Source organism: Cellulomonas sp. ES6, assembly GCF_030053835.1.
Lineage (GTDB): Bacteria > Actinomycetota > Actinomycetes > Actinomycetales > Cellulomonadaceae > Cellulomonas.
This window is the reverse complement of sequence record NZ_CP125655.1, coordinates 3684215-3698282: the sequence shown is the minus strand read 5'-3', so window position 1 is coordinate 3698282 and position 14068 is coordinate 3684215. Positions and strand designations below refer to the sequence as shown.

Sequence of the window (14068 nt, the reverse complement as noted above, 5' to 3'; positions counted from 1 at the left end):
GGGTGCCGGCGGGGGCCCGCTCACGACGGCGTCGCGCCCGCCTTGTAGCCGACGCCGCGGACGGTCACGACGATCTCCGGGCGCTCGGGGTCGGCCTCGATCTTCGAGCGCAGCCGCTGCACGTGCACGTTCACCAGGCGGGTGTCGGCGGCGTGGCGGTACCCCCACACCCGCTCCAGCAGCACCTCGCGGGTGAAGACCTGCCAGGGCTTGCGCGCCAGGGCCACGAGCAGGTCGAACTCCAGCGGCGTCAGCGGGATCGGCACGCCGCCGCGGGTGACGCGGTGGCCGGTGACGTCGATCGACAGGTCCCCGATGCGCAGGTGCTCGGGCGCGGGCTCGTCGCTGCGCCGCAGGCGGGCCCGGACGCGCGCGATGAGCTCCTTCGGCTTGAACGGCTTGGCGATGTAGTCGTCCGCGCCGGACTCGAGGCCCAGCACGACGTCCACGGTGTCCGCCTTCGCCGTCAGCATGACGATCGGCACGCCCGACTCCGCGCGGATGAGGCGGCACACCTCGGTGCCGTCCTTGCCGGGCAGCATGAGGTCGAGCAGCACCAGGTCCGGCTGCGAGGTCCGGAACGTCTCCAGAGCCTCGTCCCCGTCCGCGCAGAAGACCGGCTCGAACCCCTCGGAACGCAGGACGATGCCGATCATCTCGGACAGGGCGGTGTCGTCGTCGACCACGAGAACGCGTCCCTTCATCGGACCATGATGGCATCCGCGGGCACCGCGCGGGGCCGACGCCGGGCGGGCGGTCGCGCGCCGGACCGCACGCCCCCGCCCAGGCTGACGTGGCACGATGGCCGCAGCCGCGCCGCGGGACCCCCGGGCCCCGCGCGACGTCGTCCGCCCGGGCACCCGACCCGGCCCGTCCGCCCCGAGCAGCCAGGAGCACGCGATGAGCACGCCGCACGACGAGGGCCGCCCGCAGGACGCGCCCGACGCCGGCGAGGACCCGCGCCCCGCGCCCCGCTACGGGCAGTACGCGCCCCCGGGGTGGCAGCCGCCCGCCCCGGACCGGGGCGCAGCGAGCCCGTGGGGCGACCCGGCCACCCACCCGGGTGCCCCCCGTCCGGGTGGCTGGACGCCGGCGGGCGGCCCTGGCGGGTACGGCGGCGGCGCCCCCGGGCAGCCCGTCCCGCCCGGGTACGGGCAGCCGACGCCTCCCGGGTACGGGCAGCAGCCGGGCCACGGGCAGCAGCCCGGGTACCCGCCGGCGCCCGGCTACCCCCCGGCCCCCGGGTACCCGCAGCAGCCGGGGTACGGCCAGCAGCCCGGGTACGGCCAGCAGCCCGGGTACGGCCAGCCGGGTCCCGGCGCGCCGACGCCGTACGGCTGGGGCCCCGCGCCCTACCAGCCGCCGGTCGCGCAGCCCGGCATCGTCCCGCTGCGCCCGCTGAGCATCTGGGAGATCTTCGACGGCGCGTTCCGCGCGATCCGGCACAACCCGAAGACGATGTTCGGCCTCACGGCGGTCGTCGTCACCGTCGCGACGGCGCTCGGCGCGCTCGTGCAGTGGTACCTCGCGGGCCTCGTCGCCAACGAGGTGAACGGCTGGTTCGCGACCGGCGGCGTGAACGGGGCCGAGCTCGACCTGGTCGGCGAGTCGTTCGGCTCGTCGCTGGCGTCGCTCGCCGGGCTGCCGCTGACCGCGCTGGCGTCGTCGATCCTCACCGGGCTGCTCATCATCTCGGTCAGCCGCTCGGTGATCGGCCAGCGCGCGCAGGTCGGGGACGTCGTGCGCGGCTCCGGCAAGCGGCTGTGGTGGGTGATCGCGTTCGGGATCATGCAGTCGCTCGCGGTGCTGCTGCTGTCGGGCGCGGTGGTCGGTCTGACGATCCTGCTCTGGAACACCACCGAGAGCCCCGGCCTGACGGTGCTGGTCGCGCTCGTCGGCGCCGTCGTGCTCGTCGTGGCCGCGTTCTGGCTGACGGTCCGCACGATGCTCGCGCCGGCGGCGCTCATGCTCGAGGGCGGCCGGTTCTGGGCGTCGGTCGCCCGGGCCTGGCGCCTGACGCGCGGCAGCTTCTGGCGGCTGCTGGGCCTGTACCTGCTGGTGTCGATCCTCGTGGGGATCGTCGCGTCGCTCGTCGCGTTCCCGTTCACGACGATCGCCACGCTGCTGCTCGACGACCCGTTCCTCACCAGCGGCGCGGGGATCGCGCTGTCGGCCGTGGGCCAGGCGCTCGGCAGCACCGTCAGCACCGTGTTCATGGCCGGCGTCATCGCGCTGGCCTACATCGACGTGCGGATGCGCCGCGAGGGCCTGGACGTCGAGCTCGCGCGGGCGGCGGGGGACGCCGGGCGGTGACGTCCGCCGCGACCGCCGCGCTCCGGCCGCTCGCCCTGCGGGGCGAGGTCCCGGTCGTACCCGACGCCGACCAGGCGCGGGGGTGGCTCGAGCGCGAGCTCGCCGACCCGGTGTACCACCAGCAGCCGAGCATCCTCAGCCGGCTGCTGGAGTGGCTGCGCGACCTGTTCGCGCGCGCCGACGGGGCGGCGCTGGGCGACGTCGGCACCCTCCTCGTGGTCGTGGGGGTGCTGGCCGTGGTCGTGGTCGTCACGTTCCTCGTCACCGGCCCGGTGCGACGCAGCCGCCGGCTCGCCCGCGCCGGTTCGGTGCTGGACGCGGACGACCGGCGGTCCGCGGCCGAGCTGCGCGCCGCCGCGGACGCGGCTGCCGCGCGGGGCGACTGGGCCGCGGCGGTCGCGGACCGGTTCCGCGCCCTGGTCCGCTCGCTGGAGGACCGCACCGTCCTGGACGAGCGCCCGGGGCGCACGGCGCACGAGGCCGTCGAGGCCGCCGGCCTGCGCCTGCCCGCCCACGCCCGGGACCTGCGCTCCGCCGGCCGCCTGTTCGACGACGTGGTGTACGGCGACGTCGTGCCCGGTGCCGCGGACGACGCGGCCCTGCGCGAGCTCGACGCGCGGCTCGCCGCGACGCGGCCGACCGTGCCCGCCGTGCCCGCCGGGCCCGCCGGGATCGGGGTTGCCCCGTGAGCGCTCCGCGCGGCCCGGTGACCGCCGCACCGGCCCCTGCCGGCACTGCGGCTCCCGCGGGCTCCCCGGCCCCTGCGGGCTCCCCGGGACCCGCTCGCCCCGACGGCACCGTCCTCGGCGACGGGACGACCGCCCGGAGCCGCGCCGGGTCGCGCTGGCGGCGGTACCGCTGGGTGCTCGTCGTGGCCGGCGTGCTGGCCGTGGCGGTGCTCGCGGCGGTGCTCCCCGCACCGGTCCGCAGCACCACCCCGCTGGCGCCGGACAACCCGCACGAGAACGGCGCGCGGGCGGTGGCGGAGGTGCTGGCCGACCAGGGCGTGACGACGACCTACGTCCGGAGCACGGCGGCTGCGGTCGCCGCGGCCGGCCCGGGCACGACCCTGCTCGTCACGAGCGACTGGCTGCTCACCGACCCCCAGATGGAGGCCGTCGCCGGCTCCGGCGCCGACCTGGTGCTGCTCGACCCGACGTACCTGCTGGCGCTCGCCGCGCCCGGGCTCGACACCGGCTGGAGCGGCAGCGGGACGCCGGCACGACTGAGCGCGACGTGCGCCGACGACGACGCCGGGGCCGCGGGCACGATCACGGGCTCGGGCGCGGGCGTCGTGGTGAGCGGGTCCGGCCCGGCGGCCGGTGCCTCCCTGTGCTTCCCGCTGCCCGGCACCGACCCGCAGGCCTACCTCTACGCCGACGTCGAGTCCGGCGGCCGCCGCGTCACCGTCCTGGGCGACGCGGGGCTGCTGACGAACGCCCGGGTGGCGGACGACGGCAACGCGGCGCTCGTGCTCCGGGCGCTCGGCCGGCACGACGAGCTGGTCTGGTACGTGCCCTCCGCGACCGACACCGGCGGGGGCGAGGCCGCCGGCCCGGGGCTCGCCGACCTGCTGCCGCCCACCGCCCGCCTGGTGCTGCTGCAGGCGCTCGTCGTCGTGCTGGCGCTCGCGCTCTGGCGCGGCCGGCGTCTGGGCCGCGTCGTCGTCGAGCGCCTGCCCGTCGTGGTGCGGTCCGCCGAGACCACGCGCGGCCGCGGACGCCTGTACCGGGTGGCGCGGGCGCACGGCCACGCGGCCGCGTCGCTCCGGGCGGGCACGGCCGCGCGGCTCGCCCGCCGGCTCGGGCTGCCGCGCTCGGCGGACGCCCCTTCCCTGATCACCGCGGTCGCACGTGCTGCGCGCCGTGACGAGACCGAGGTCCGCGACCTGCTGTACGGACCGCCACCCCCGTCGGACGCGGGCCTGGAGACCCTGGCCCGCCTGCTCGACCAGCTCGAGAGCGAGGTTCACCCCACGTGACCCAGGACCACCCCGCCCCGACCCCGTGGCAGCCGGACCCGGCGGCCCCGCCGGCTCCCCCCGCTCCCCCGACGGCGCCGGCCGCCCCCGTCGCACCTCCGGAGCCCTCGGCCGACCTCCGCGAGGCGCTGGGCGCCGTCCGCACCGAGGTGGGCCGCGCGGTCGTCGGCCAGGAGGCCGCCGTCACGGGCCTCGTCATCGCGCTGCTGTGCCGCGGCCACGTGCTGCTCGAGGGCGTGCCCGGCGTGGCGAAGACCCTGCTCGTGCGCAGCCTGTCCGCGGCGCTCGACCTGGACACCAAGCGGGTGCAGTTCACGCCCGACCTGATGCCCGGCGACGTCACCGGCTCGCTGGTGTACGACGCCCGCACGGCCGAGTTCTCGTTCCGCGAGGGCCCCGTGTTCACGAACCTGCTGCTCGCCGACGAGATCAACCGGACGCCCCCGAAGACCCAGGCGTCGCTGCTGGAGGCCATGGAGGAGCGTCAGGTCTCCGTGGACGGCACGCCGCGGCCGCTGCCCGAGCCGTTCGTCGTCGTCGCCACGCAGAACCCCGTCGAGTACGAGGGCACGTACCCGCTGCCCGAGGCGCAGCTCGACCGGTTCCTGCTCAAGCTGACGCTGCCGCTGCCCGAGCGCGCCGACGAGATCGAGGTGCTGGCCCGCCACGCCGCCGGGTTCGACCCGCGCGACCTGGCGCGGGCGGGCGTGCGGCCGGTCGCGGGTGCCGGGGTGCTCGACCGGGCGCGCGCCGAGGTCGCGCGGGTGCAGGTGGCCCCCGAGGTGCTCGGCTACGTCGTGGACCTGGTGCGCGCCACCCGCCGGTCGCCGTCGCTGTCGCTCGGGGTCTCCCCGCGCGGCGCCACGGCGCTGCTGGCGACGTCGCGGGCGTGGGCGTGGCTCTCGGGCCGCCCGTACGTCACCCCGGACGACGTGAAGGCCCTGGCGCACCCGACGCTGCGGCACCGCGTGCAGCTGCGCGCGGAGGCCGAGCTGGAGGGCGTCACCGCCGAGTCCGTCCTGGACACCGTCCTGGCGTCCGTGCCGGTCCCCCGCTGAGGCGCCCGTGACGATCACCTGGCGGGCGGTCGCGCTGACCGCGGTCGGCGTGGTTCCGGTGCTGCTGCTGCCGACCCCGGGGACGGTGCTGCTGTGGGCGGTGCTGTGCCTGGTGGTGTGCGCGGTCGACGCCGCGCTGGCCGCCTCCCCGCGCGCGCTCGCGCTGCGGCGGCAGGTGCCGGGGCCGGTGCGGCTGCACGAGGACGCCCGGTCGCGGCTGACCGTCACGCACACCGGCGCGCGCCGCCTGCGCGGGACGGTGCGGGACGCCTGGCAGCCGTCCGCGGGCACCGGCCGCGACCGGCACCCGGTGGACCTGCCCCCCGGGGAGGCCCGGCACCTGGACACCCCGCTGCGTCCCTCGCGACGCGGCGACCTGCACGCCGACCGGGTCACGGTGCGGACCGTCGGCCCGCTCGGCGTCGCGGGGCGGCAGGCCTCGCTCGACGTCCCCGGGACGCTGCGGGTGCTGCCGGCGTTCGCGTCCCGCCGCCACCTGCCGAGCCGGCTCGCGCGCCTGCGGGAGATGGACGGCCGGGCGGCGGTGCAGGTGCGCGGCGCCGGCACGGAGTTCGACTCGCTGCGCGAGTACGTGATCGGGGACGACGTGCGGTCGATCGACTGGCGCGCGAGCGCCCGGCGGTCCGACGTCGTGGTGCGGACGTGGCGCCCGGAGCGCGACCGGCGCGTGCTGATCGTGGTCGACACGTCGCGCACGAGCGCCGCGCGCACCGGGGAGGAGCCGCGGCTCGACGCGTCCGTGGAGGCGGCGCTGCTGCTCGCGGCGCTCGCGTCCCGCGCCGGGGACCGCGTCGAGCTGCTCGCCCACGACCGGACCGTCCGCGCCCGCGTCGCGGGCGTCTCGGGACCGCGCCTCATGCCCGCCGTGGCGGACGCGCTCGCCGGTGTCGAGCCGTCGCTCGTCGAGGCGGACTGGCCGGGACTGGTCGGCCAGGTGCAGCAGCGCCTCTCGCAGCGCGCCCTCGTGGTGCTGCTGTCCGCGCTGGAGCCCGCGGCCGTCGAGCAGGGCCTGCTGCCCGTCGTCGACCGGCTCGCCTCCCGGCACCAGGTGGTGCTGGCCTCGGTGCGGGACCCCGAGGTGGAGCGCCTGCGCGCGGGACGCGAGGACGTCGCCGCGCTGTTCGACGCCGCGGCGGCCGAGCGCACCGAGCTGGAGCGCTCCGCCCTCGCCCAGCGGCTGCGGGGCCGCGGCGTCGAGGTCGTCGACGCCCTGCCCGACGACCTCGCGCCGCGGCTCGCCGACGCCTACCTCGCGCTGAAGGCCGCCGGCCGGCTCTGAGCGGGCCCGGGGGCGCGGCCGGCCTGTCGGCGCCCCGTCATACGGTGACCGGGTGACCGCCGCCGCCCGCGTGACCACCCGCGGGCTGGGCCGCGCGCTGCTCGCCCGCCAGCACCTGGACGCCCGGGCGAGCGCCGGCGCCGTCGACGAGGTCGCGCACCTGGTCGCGCTGCAGTCGCAGAACCCGTCGTCCGCCTACCTGGCGCTGCACGCGCGGCTGGCCGGCTTCGACCACGCGGACCTGGCGACGGCGATGCTCGGGCGCCGCGTCGGGCGGCTGGCGCTGCTGCGGGACACGGTGCACCTCGTCACCGCGGACGACGCGCTCGCGCTGTGGCCCCTGCTCGCCCCCGTGCTGCGCCGGCACGTCCGGTCCGGGACGTCGTTCGCCGCCGACCTGCGCGACGTCGACCTGGACGACCTCGCGCGCGCGGGGCGGGAGGCGCTCGCCGGCGAGCCGCTCACGGCGGCCGCCCTCGGCGCCCGGCTCGGCCCGCGCTGGCCGGGGGTCGACCCGCGCTCGCTCGCGGCGGGCGTGCGCGGGCTGCTGCCGCTGGTGCAGGTCACGCCCCGGGGCGTCTGGGGCCGGAGCCTGGTGACGACGTGGACGACGGCGGAGCAGTGGTTCGGGCGCCCGGTGGCCGTGGTGGGCGACCCGGAGGCGGCCGCGGCCGCGCTCGTGCGGCGCTACCTCGCGGCGTACGGCCCGGCGACGGTCGCCGACGTGCAGGCGTGGTCGGGGCTCACCCGGCTGGCGGGGGTGGTCGCGGGCATGCGGGACGAGCTCGTCGAGGTCGTGCACACGGACGGGCCGGGCGGCGAGCGGGTGCTCGTCGACCTGCCGGGTGCCCCGCTGCCCGGGGACGTCCCGGTGCCCGCGCGGCTGCTGCCCGACTTCGACGACGTGCTGCTCGGGCACGCGGACCGCACGCGGATCGTGCCGCCCGAGGTGCGGCCGGCCCTCGCGAGCCGCAACGGGATGCCGCCGGGCACGGTGCTGCTCGACGGCACCGTGGCGGGGACCTGGCAGCTGCGCCGGGAGCGCGGGGACGGCGCGTCCGGCGGGCGGCGCACGGCGGTCGTCACCCTGACCCCGCTGCGGCGGTGGACGCGCGCGGAGAGGAGCGCGGCCCTGGCCGAGGCGCGCGCCCTCGCCCGGTTCGCGGCCGACGACGCGGTGGAGCACGACGCCGTGGTCGCCGGGGGCTGACGGCCGCCCGCTCCGGCACGAAGGTCCCTGGTCCGGCCGCCGACCACCCCCTAGCGTGCCCCGCAGAGCCCGGGGCACCGCAGCGCCCGGGCCGGTGCCGCCGCCCGGCACGGCACCGGACGACGACGGGGCCGCGCGTCGACGCGCCGGCCCGCGAGGAGCGGACGATGACCAGGGACCGCAGCGACGCGACCGGCACGGACGACCGACGGACCACCCCCCTGCGCGAGGCGGCGGAGCGGTTCCTCGCGTCGCGGCGGATCGCCGTGACGGGGGTGTCCCGCACGCCGGGCAGCCACGGCGGCAACGTCGTCTACCGGCGGCTGCGCGACACGGGCTACCAGGTGTTCGCGGTGAACCCGAACGCCGCGACGGTCGAGGACGACCCGGCGTACCCGGACCTGCACGCCATCCCGGGCGGCGTCGACGCGGTCGTGGTGGCCACGCGGCCCGAGCACGCCGCCGCCACCGTCCGCGAGGCCGCCGACCTCGGGATCGACCAGGTCTGGATGCACCGGTCCGTCGACGCGGGCAGCGTGGACGACGCCGCGGCCGCGGAGGGACGGGCGCGCGGGCTCACGGTGATCGACGGCGGCTGCCCGCTGATGTTCGGGGCGCCGTCGGACCGGACGCACCGGGCCATGTGCCGCCTCATGACGCTCACGGGCCGGGTGCCGCGCCGCGTCTGAGGGCACCCGTGGGACGCCCGCCCCGGCGTCAGCCCGCGGGCGCGTACTGCGTCTCGTACAGCTCGGCGTACAGCCCGCCGGCCGCGAGCAGCTCGGCGTGCGTGCCCTGCTCCACGACGCGGCCCTCGTCCAGGACGACGATGGAGTCGGCCTCCCGGATGGTCGACAGCCGGTGCGCGATGACCAGCGCGGTGCGCCCCTCCAGCGCCTCGGCGAGCGCGCGCTGCACGGCGGCCTCCGACTCGGAGTCCAGGTGGGCGGTCGCCTCGTCGAGGATCACGACCGGGGGCGCCTTGAGCAGCAGGCGCGCGATCGCGAGCCGCTGGCGCTCGCCGCCGGACAGCCGGTAGCCGCGGTCGCCCACCACGGTGTCCACGCCGTCGGGCAGCCGGGACACCAGGTCCCAGATCTGCGCGCGGCGCAGCGCCTGCTCCAGCTCCGCGTCGCCGGCACCGGGCCGGGCGTACAGCAGGTTCGCGCGGATGGTGTCGTGGAACAGGTGGGCGTCCTGCGTGACGATCCCGACCGCGTCGCGCAGGCTCGCCTGCGTGAGCTCGCGGACGTCCTGGCCCGCGACCCGGACCGCGCCGGCCGTGACGTCGTAGAGCCGGGCGACGAGCTGGCTGATCGTCGACTTGCCCGCGCCGGACGGCCCGACCAGCGCGACCACGTGGCCGTGGGGCACGCGGAAAGAGACGTCGTGCAGCGTCGTGCCGGGCACCTCGGTCTCCAGCCGCGCGACGGACTCCAGCGACGCGAGCGACACCTCGGCCGCGGACGGGTACCGGAACGTCACCCGGTCCAGCTCGATGCTCGCGGTGCGCGGCAGGTCGTCCGGCAGCGGGCGGGCGTCCGGGGCGTCGTCGACGCTGGGCCGCAGGTCCAGCACCTCGAGCACCCGCTCGAACGACACGAGCGTGGTCATGACGTCGACCTGCACGTTGGACAGCGCGGTGATCGGGCCGTAGAGCCGCGTGAGGTACGACGTCAGCGCGACGACGACGCCCACGGTCAGGGAGCCCTGGATGGCGAGCACCCCGCCGAGCCCGTACACGATCGCGACCGCCACGGCCGCCACGAGGGTGAGCCCGATGCGGAACACCGCGCTGTACATCGCGCTGGTGATGCCGATGTCGCGCACGCGCGAGGCCCGGCCCGCGAACACGGCGGTCTCGTCGTCGGCGCGGCCGTACAGCTTGACGAGCTGCGCGCCGGCGACGTTGAAGCGCTCCGTCATCGTCTGGCCCATGTCGGCGTTGAGGCCGTACGCCTCCTGCGTCACCGCGGCGAGCCGGCGGCCCATCGCGCGCACCGGGAGCACGAACACCGGCAGCAGCACGAGCGAGACGAGCGTGATCTGCCAGGACAGCGACAGCATGGCGGCGATCACGAGCACGACGGTCAGGACGTTGGAGACGACGTTGGACAGCGTGGACGTGAACGCCTGCTGCGCCCCGAGCACGTCGCCGTTGAGCCGCTGGACGAGCGCGCCGGTCTGGGTGCGGGAGAAGAACGCGAGCGGCATGCGCTGCACGTGGTCGAACACCTGCGTGCGCAGGTCGACGATCAGGCCCTCCCCGATCCGCGCCGAGAGCCAGCGCGAGGCGAGCGCCAGGCCGGCCGAGACCAGGGCCAGCAGCGCGACCACGCCGGCGAGGGCCAGCACCACGCCGGTGCGCCCCTGCGCGATGCCGTCGTCGATGATCCGCTGGTAGAGCAGCGGGGTCGCCGCGCCGACCGCGGCGTCGAACGCGATGAGCACGAGGAAGACGGTGATGAGCCGGCGGTAGGGCCGGGCGAACGTGAGGATGCGGCGCAGCACGTCTCGGGTGACGCGGCGCCGCGCGACGGACGGGTCGAGGCGGAACGAGCGGTACATGGACCGGGCGTCCACCCCGCCGGCGCGTGCGTGCATGGACATGGGGCCTCCGGGGTGTCGAACTTTAGTGAGGATACCTCTCTATGTGGCGGACTCGCTATCGTGGGGGCATGACGCTGCCCGGCGAGGCCCCGCACCCCGGCGACGAGCTGTTCTGGCTGCTGCGCCGCACCCTGCACACCATGCGGCGGGACGTGCGCGAGCGCGTGGACCTCAGCCCCGCCCGGCACCGGCTGCTCCGCACGGCCGCCCGCACCCCGGAGCCCCAGCGGCAGACCACCCTCGCGGCCGCGCTGGACATCGTCCCGAGGTCCGTGACCTCGCTCGTCGACGACCTCGAGGCGGCCGGGCTCGTCGAGCGCCTGCCCGACCCCACCGACCGCCGCGCCACCCTGGTCGCCGTGACCGCCGAGGGCCGGGCGGTGCTCGCCGAGGCGGACCGGCAGCGCCGGCGGCACGCCGAGGAGCTGCTCGCGCGCCTGGAGCCCGGCGAGCAGGCCGAGCTGCTGCGCCTGCTGCACCGCCTCGTGGACGACGCCGACCCCTGCTGAAGCGCGCCGGTCAGCGCCGGGGTCGCCCGAGCGGCACCACCATCGGGGTCCCCACGGCGGGGTCCGGCACCACCATCGCCTCCAGCCCGAACACCTCCCGCACCATCGCGGGGGTCACGACGTCGGCGGGCGCCCCCTGCGCGACGACGGCGCCGTCCCGCATCGCCACGAGGTGCGTCCCGTAGCGGCACGCCTGGTTGAGGTCGTGCAGGACGGCCACCACCGTGCGGCCCGCGCGGTGCAGGTCGACGAACAGCTCCAGCAGGTCGTACTGGTGGGTGATGTCGAGGAACGTGGTCGGCTCGTCGAGCAGCAGGGTCCCGGTCTCCTGCGCCAGCACCATCGCCACCCAGACCCGCTGCCGCTGCCCGCCCGAGAGCTCCTCGACGGGACGCGCGGCCAGGTCGGCGATGCCGGTCGCCGCCAGAGCCCGCTCGACGGCGTCGGCGTCCTCGCGGGACAGCTGGCGGCCGAGGCGCTGGTGCGGGTAGCGACCGCGGGTCACCAGGTCGGCGACCGTGATCCCCGACGGCGCCGTCGACGTCTGCGGCAGCAGCCCGAGCGTCCGGGCGAGCTCCTTGCTCCCGAGCTCGCGCAGCGACCGGCCGTCGAGCAGCACGGTCCCGGTGGCGGGTCGCAGCAGCCGGGCCAGCGCGCGCAGCACCGTGGACTTGCCGCACGCGTTGGGCCCCACCACCACCGTCAGCTCGCCCTCGGGGACCACCAGGTCGAGACCACGGACGACGGTGCGGTCGCCGTAGGCGAGCGTGAGGTCGGCGGCCCGCAGCCGTGCGGCGACCGCGGTGCCGCCGGGGGCGGCGGTGGCCGCGGGGGCGGGCGCGGCGGTGGCCGCGGGGGCGGCGGTGGCCGCGGGGGCAGGCGCGGCGGCGGCCGGCGTCACGCCGGGGCGGGTCGGGTGGGCGGCGGTCACTGGCGGCGGGCCTCTCGGACGAGCAGCCCGACGAGGTAGGCGCCGCCGATGCTGACGGTCACCACCCCCACCGGGAGCTGGGTGGGTGCGAACGCGCGCTGCGCGATCACATCGGACGTGACGAGCAGCAGCGCGCCCATGGCGGCGGCGGACGCGAGCCCGGCGCCGGTGCCGCGGGTCAGCCGCCGAGCGAGCTGCGGGGCGGCGAGCGCGACGAAGGCGATCGGCCCGGCGACCGCCGTGCACAGGGCGGTGAGCGCGACGCCGACGACGACCAGTGCGAGCCGGGTGCGCTCGGGCGCGACGCCGAGGGCGTGCGCGGTGTCGTCACCCATCTCGAGCAGGTCGGCCCGCCGGGACAGGAGGACGAGCACCGGGACGATGACGGCGAGCGCGAGCACCGTCGGTCCCACGTGCGTCCACCCGGCCGCGTTGAGGCTGCCGGCGCCCCAGACCGCGGCCGTCATCGCGAGCTGGAGGTCGGCCTTGAGGATCAGCCACGTGTTCACCGAGGCGAGCACGGAGCTGACGCCGATGCCGACGACGATCAGCCGGAAGCCCTGCACCCCGCCCCGGTACGCGAGCACGTACACGAGCGCCGCGGTGCCCAGACCCCCGGCGAGCGAGCCCGTCGCCACCGCTCCCCAGCCGCCCCCGCCCAGCAGCATGACGAGCAGCGCGCCGGTGTACGCGCCCGAGCCGAAGCCGATGACGTCGGGCGACCCGAGCGGGTTGCGGGTGAGGGACTGGAAGATCGCCCCGCTCATCCCGAGCGCCGCGCCGAGCAGCAGCGCGAGCAGGACGCGGGGCAGCCGCCAGTCCACGACGACGGTGCGCGCGGGACCGTCGAGCGCGCCGGTCAGGGCGCGCAGGACGTCCGGGACGGGGACGCGGAAGTCGCCCAGGGCGAGGGCCGGCACGGCGACCGCGAGCGCGGCGAGCGCCAGCGCCGCGGTGACGACCACCGGGCGCGCACCGACCCGCACGGACAGCGCGTCGCCGCGGGTCCGCCACACGCGCTGCCCGGGGCCGAGGTCGAGCGCGGGAGCGGGGCCGGGCGGGCCCGGACGGCGCAGCGGTGCGGCGGTCACAGCGTGCTCGCGTTCCGGCGCCGCACGAGCGCGATCAGCACCGGCGCCCCGATCGCGGCCGTGACCAGGGCGACCTGCACCTCCGCGGGCGCGAGCACCAGCCGACCGACGACGTCGCTGACCAGCAGCAGCGCGGGCGCGAGCAGCAGGGTGAGCGGCAGCAGCCACCGCTGGTCCGGTCCGACGAGCCAGCGTGCGACGTGCGGCACCATCAGGCCCACGAAGGCGATCGGCCCGGCCGCCGCGGTCGCCGCTCCGCACAGCAGCGTCACCGCCGCGACGACCGCGACCCGGAGCAGCCCGACCCTGGTGCCGAGCGTGCGGGCCAGGTCGTCGCCGAGCGCGACGGCGTTCAGGGGCCGGGCGCACGCCAGCGCGATGACGGCGCCGGCGACGAGGAACGCCCCGACGGCGCGGAACGTCCCCCACGAGGCCGCCGCCAGCGACCCCGCCTCCCAGTGCCGCATCGAGTCGAAGACGCGGGGCCGCAGCAGCGTGATCCCGGACGCGACGCCCTGGAGCACCGCGCCGAGCGCCATGCCGGCCAGCGTCAGCCGCACCGGGGTGGCCCCGCCGCGGCCGGCCGAGCCGATGAGGTAGACGACCACCGTCGCGAGGACCGCCCCGGCGAACGCGAGCCAGACGTACTGCGTGATGTGGGTGAGGCCGAGCAGCGCGGCCCCCAGCACGACGGCGAACGACGCCCCCGCGTTGACGCCGAGGATCCCCGGGTCCGCGAGCGGGTTCCGGGTCAGGCCCTGGATCAGCGCGCCCGCGAGGCCCAGCGCGGCGCCGACCCCGAGCCCGACGACCGTCCGGGGCAGCCGCAGGTCGTGCACGACCACCTGGTTCTCGACCGCCGGGTCGAACCGCGTCAGCGCGCCGAGCACGTCACCGAGCCCCACAGGTCGCGCGCCGAGCGCCAGGCTCGCCAGCAGCGCGAGCAGCAGCAGGACGACGCCGCCCGCCAGCCAGGCGACCCGGCGGACGGCGTGCGGGGCGGCGACGGCGGGCGGGCCGACGGGCGGTGCCGGCGCGAGCGGGGCTGCGGTCGTCATCGCGCGG

The 14068-nt window shown here is 77.5% G+C and carries 13 protein-coding genes; 8 read left to right on the top strand and 5 right to left on the bottom strand.

Annotated elements, in window-relative coordinates; genetic code table 11:
* Window positions 1-20: 20 nt before the first annotated feature.
* Window positions 21-704: an MtrAB system response regulator MtrA gene (gene mtrA, locus P9841_RS17145; RefSeq protein ID WP_283319791.1), complete on the bottom strand. Its 684-nt coding sequence runs from the start codon at window positions 702-704 to the stop codon at window positions 21-23.
* A 196-nt stretch (window positions 705-900) separates the two neighbouring features.
* Here mtrA and P9841_RS17140 point away from each other — a divergent pair, with 196 nt between their 5' ends.
* The 7 genes from P9841_RS17140 (at window position 901) to P9841_RS17110 (ending at window position 8551) form a co-directional block, all read left to right on the top strand.
* Complete coding sequence (locus P9841_RS17140) at window positions 901-2313, top strand: DUF7847 domain-containing protein (protein ID WP_283319790.1); 1413 nt, start codon at window positions 901-903, stop codon at window positions 2311-2313.
* The gene (locus tag P9841_RS17135) at window positions 2310-3002 is read left to right on the top strand and encodes a DUF4129 domain-containing protein (protein WP_283319789.1); all 693 of its coding nucleotides are present in this window, start codon (window positions 2310-2312) and stop codon (window positions 3000-3002) included. The genes P9841_RS17140 and P9841_RS17135 overlap by 4 nt, the downstream gene beginning before the upstream one ends.
* Entirely contained in the window at window positions 2999-4294 is a 1296-nt protein-coding gene (locus P9841_RS17130) for a DUF4350 domain-containing protein (protein WP_283319788.1), read from the top strand. The genes P9841_RS17135 and P9841_RS17130 overlap by 4 nt, the downstream gene beginning before the upstream one ends.
* Complete coding sequence (locus P9841_RS17125) at window positions 4291-5352, top strand: AAA family ATPase (protein ID WP_283319787.1); 1062 nt, start codon at window positions 4291-4293, stop codon at window positions 5350-5352. The genes P9841_RS17130 and P9841_RS17125 overlap by 4 nt, the downstream gene beginning before the upstream one ends.
* Window positions 5353-5359: 7 nt before the next feature.
* Window positions 5360-6652, top strand: a complete 1293-nt coding sequence (locus P9841_RS17120) for a DUF58 domain-containing protein (RefSeq protein ID WP_283319786.1) — start codon at window positions 5360-5362, stop codon at window positions 6650-6652.
* A gap of 52 nt (window positions 6653-6704) precedes the next feature.
* Entirely contained in the window at window positions 6705-7862 is a 1158-nt protein-coding gene (locus P9841_RS17115) for a winged helix DNA-binding domain-containing protein (protein ID WP_283319785.1), read from the top strand.
* Window positions 7863-8029: 167 nt separating this feature from the next.
* Window positions 8030-8551, top strand: coding sequence for a CoA-binding protein (locus P9841_RS17110; protein WP_283319784.1), 522 nt, complete (start codon window positions 8030-8032; stop codon window positions 8549-8551).
* Window positions 8552-8579: 28 nt separating this feature from the next.
* On the opposite strand, the gene P9841_RS17105 is transcribed toward P9841_RS17110, so the two are convergent.
* Window positions 8580-10472 carry an ABC transporter ATP-binding protein gene (locus tag P9841_RS17105; protein WP_502847974.1) on the bottom strand — a complete coding sequence of 631 codons (1893 nt, stop codon included), beginning with the start codon at window positions 10470-10472 and terminating at the stop codon, window positions 8580-8582.
* A gap of 68 nt (window positions 10473-10540) precedes the next feature.
* On the opposite strand from P9841_RS17105, the gene P9841_RS17100 reads away from it, so the two are divergent.
* Window positions 10541-10981 carry a MarR family winged helix-turn-helix transcriptional regulator gene (locus P9841_RS17100; RefSeq protein ID WP_283319783.1) on the top strand — a complete coding sequence of 147 codons (441 nt, stop codon included), beginning with the start codon at window positions 10541-10543 and terminating at the stop codon, window positions 10979-10981.
* 10 nt (window positions 10982-10991) lie between these two features.
* On the opposite strand, the gene P9841_RS17095 is transcribed toward P9841_RS17100, so the two are convergent.
* Genes P9841_RS17095 through P9841_RS17085 form a run of 3 tightly spaced genes read right to left on the bottom strand, consistent with a single transcriptional unit; the run spans window position 10992 to window position 14061 of the window.
* Complete coding sequence (locus tag P9841_RS17095; RefSeq protein ID WP_502847971.1) at window positions 10992-11912, bottom strand: ABC transporter ATP-binding protein; 921 nt, start codon at window positions 11910-11912, stop codon at window positions 10992-10994.
* Window positions 11909-13003 (bottom strand): FecCD family ABC transporter permease, encoded by a 1095-nt coding sequence (locus tag P9841_RS17090; RefSeq protein WP_502847969.1) that lies wholly within the window; start codon window positions 13001-13003, stop codon window positions 11909-11911. Before P9841_RS17090 ends, P9841_RS17095 begins: the two co-directional genes overlap by 4 nt.
* Window positions 13000-14061, bottom strand: coding sequence for an iron chelate uptake ABC transporter family permease subunit (locus tag P9841_RS17085; protein WP_283319782.1), 1062 nt, complete (start codon window positions 14059-14061; stop codon window positions 13000-13002). Before P9841_RS17085 ends, P9841_RS17090 begins: the two co-directional genes overlap by 4 nt.
* Between the last annotated feature and the right edge of the window lie 7 nt (window positions 14062-14068).

Bases quoted from the DNA above. Each gene is read 5' to 3' on its own strand.
- mtrA (WP_283319791.1), bottom strand. From the start codon at position 704: ATGAAGGGACGCGTTCTCGTGGTCGACGACGACACCGCCCTGTCCGAG.
- P9841_RS17140 (WP_283319790.1), top strand. From the start codon at position 901: ATGAGCACGCCGCACGACGAGGGCCGCCCGCAGGACGCGCCCGACGCC.
- P9841_RS17110 (WP_283319784.1), top strand. From the start codon at position 8,030: ATGACCAGGGACCGCAGCGACGCGACCGGCACGGACGACCGACGGACC.
- P9841_RS17105 (WP_502847974.1), bottom strand. From the start codon at position 10,472: ATGTCCATGCACGCACGCGCCGGCGGGGTGGACGCCCGGTCCATGTAC.
- P9841_RS17100 (WP_283319783.1), top strand. From the start codon at position 10,541: ATGACGCTGCCCGGCGAGGCCCCGCACCCCGGCGACGAGCTGTTCTGG.
- P9841_RS17085 (WP_283319782.1), bottom strand. From the start codon at position 14,061: ATGACGACCGCAGCCCCGCTCGCGCCGGCACCGCCCGTCGGCCCGCCC.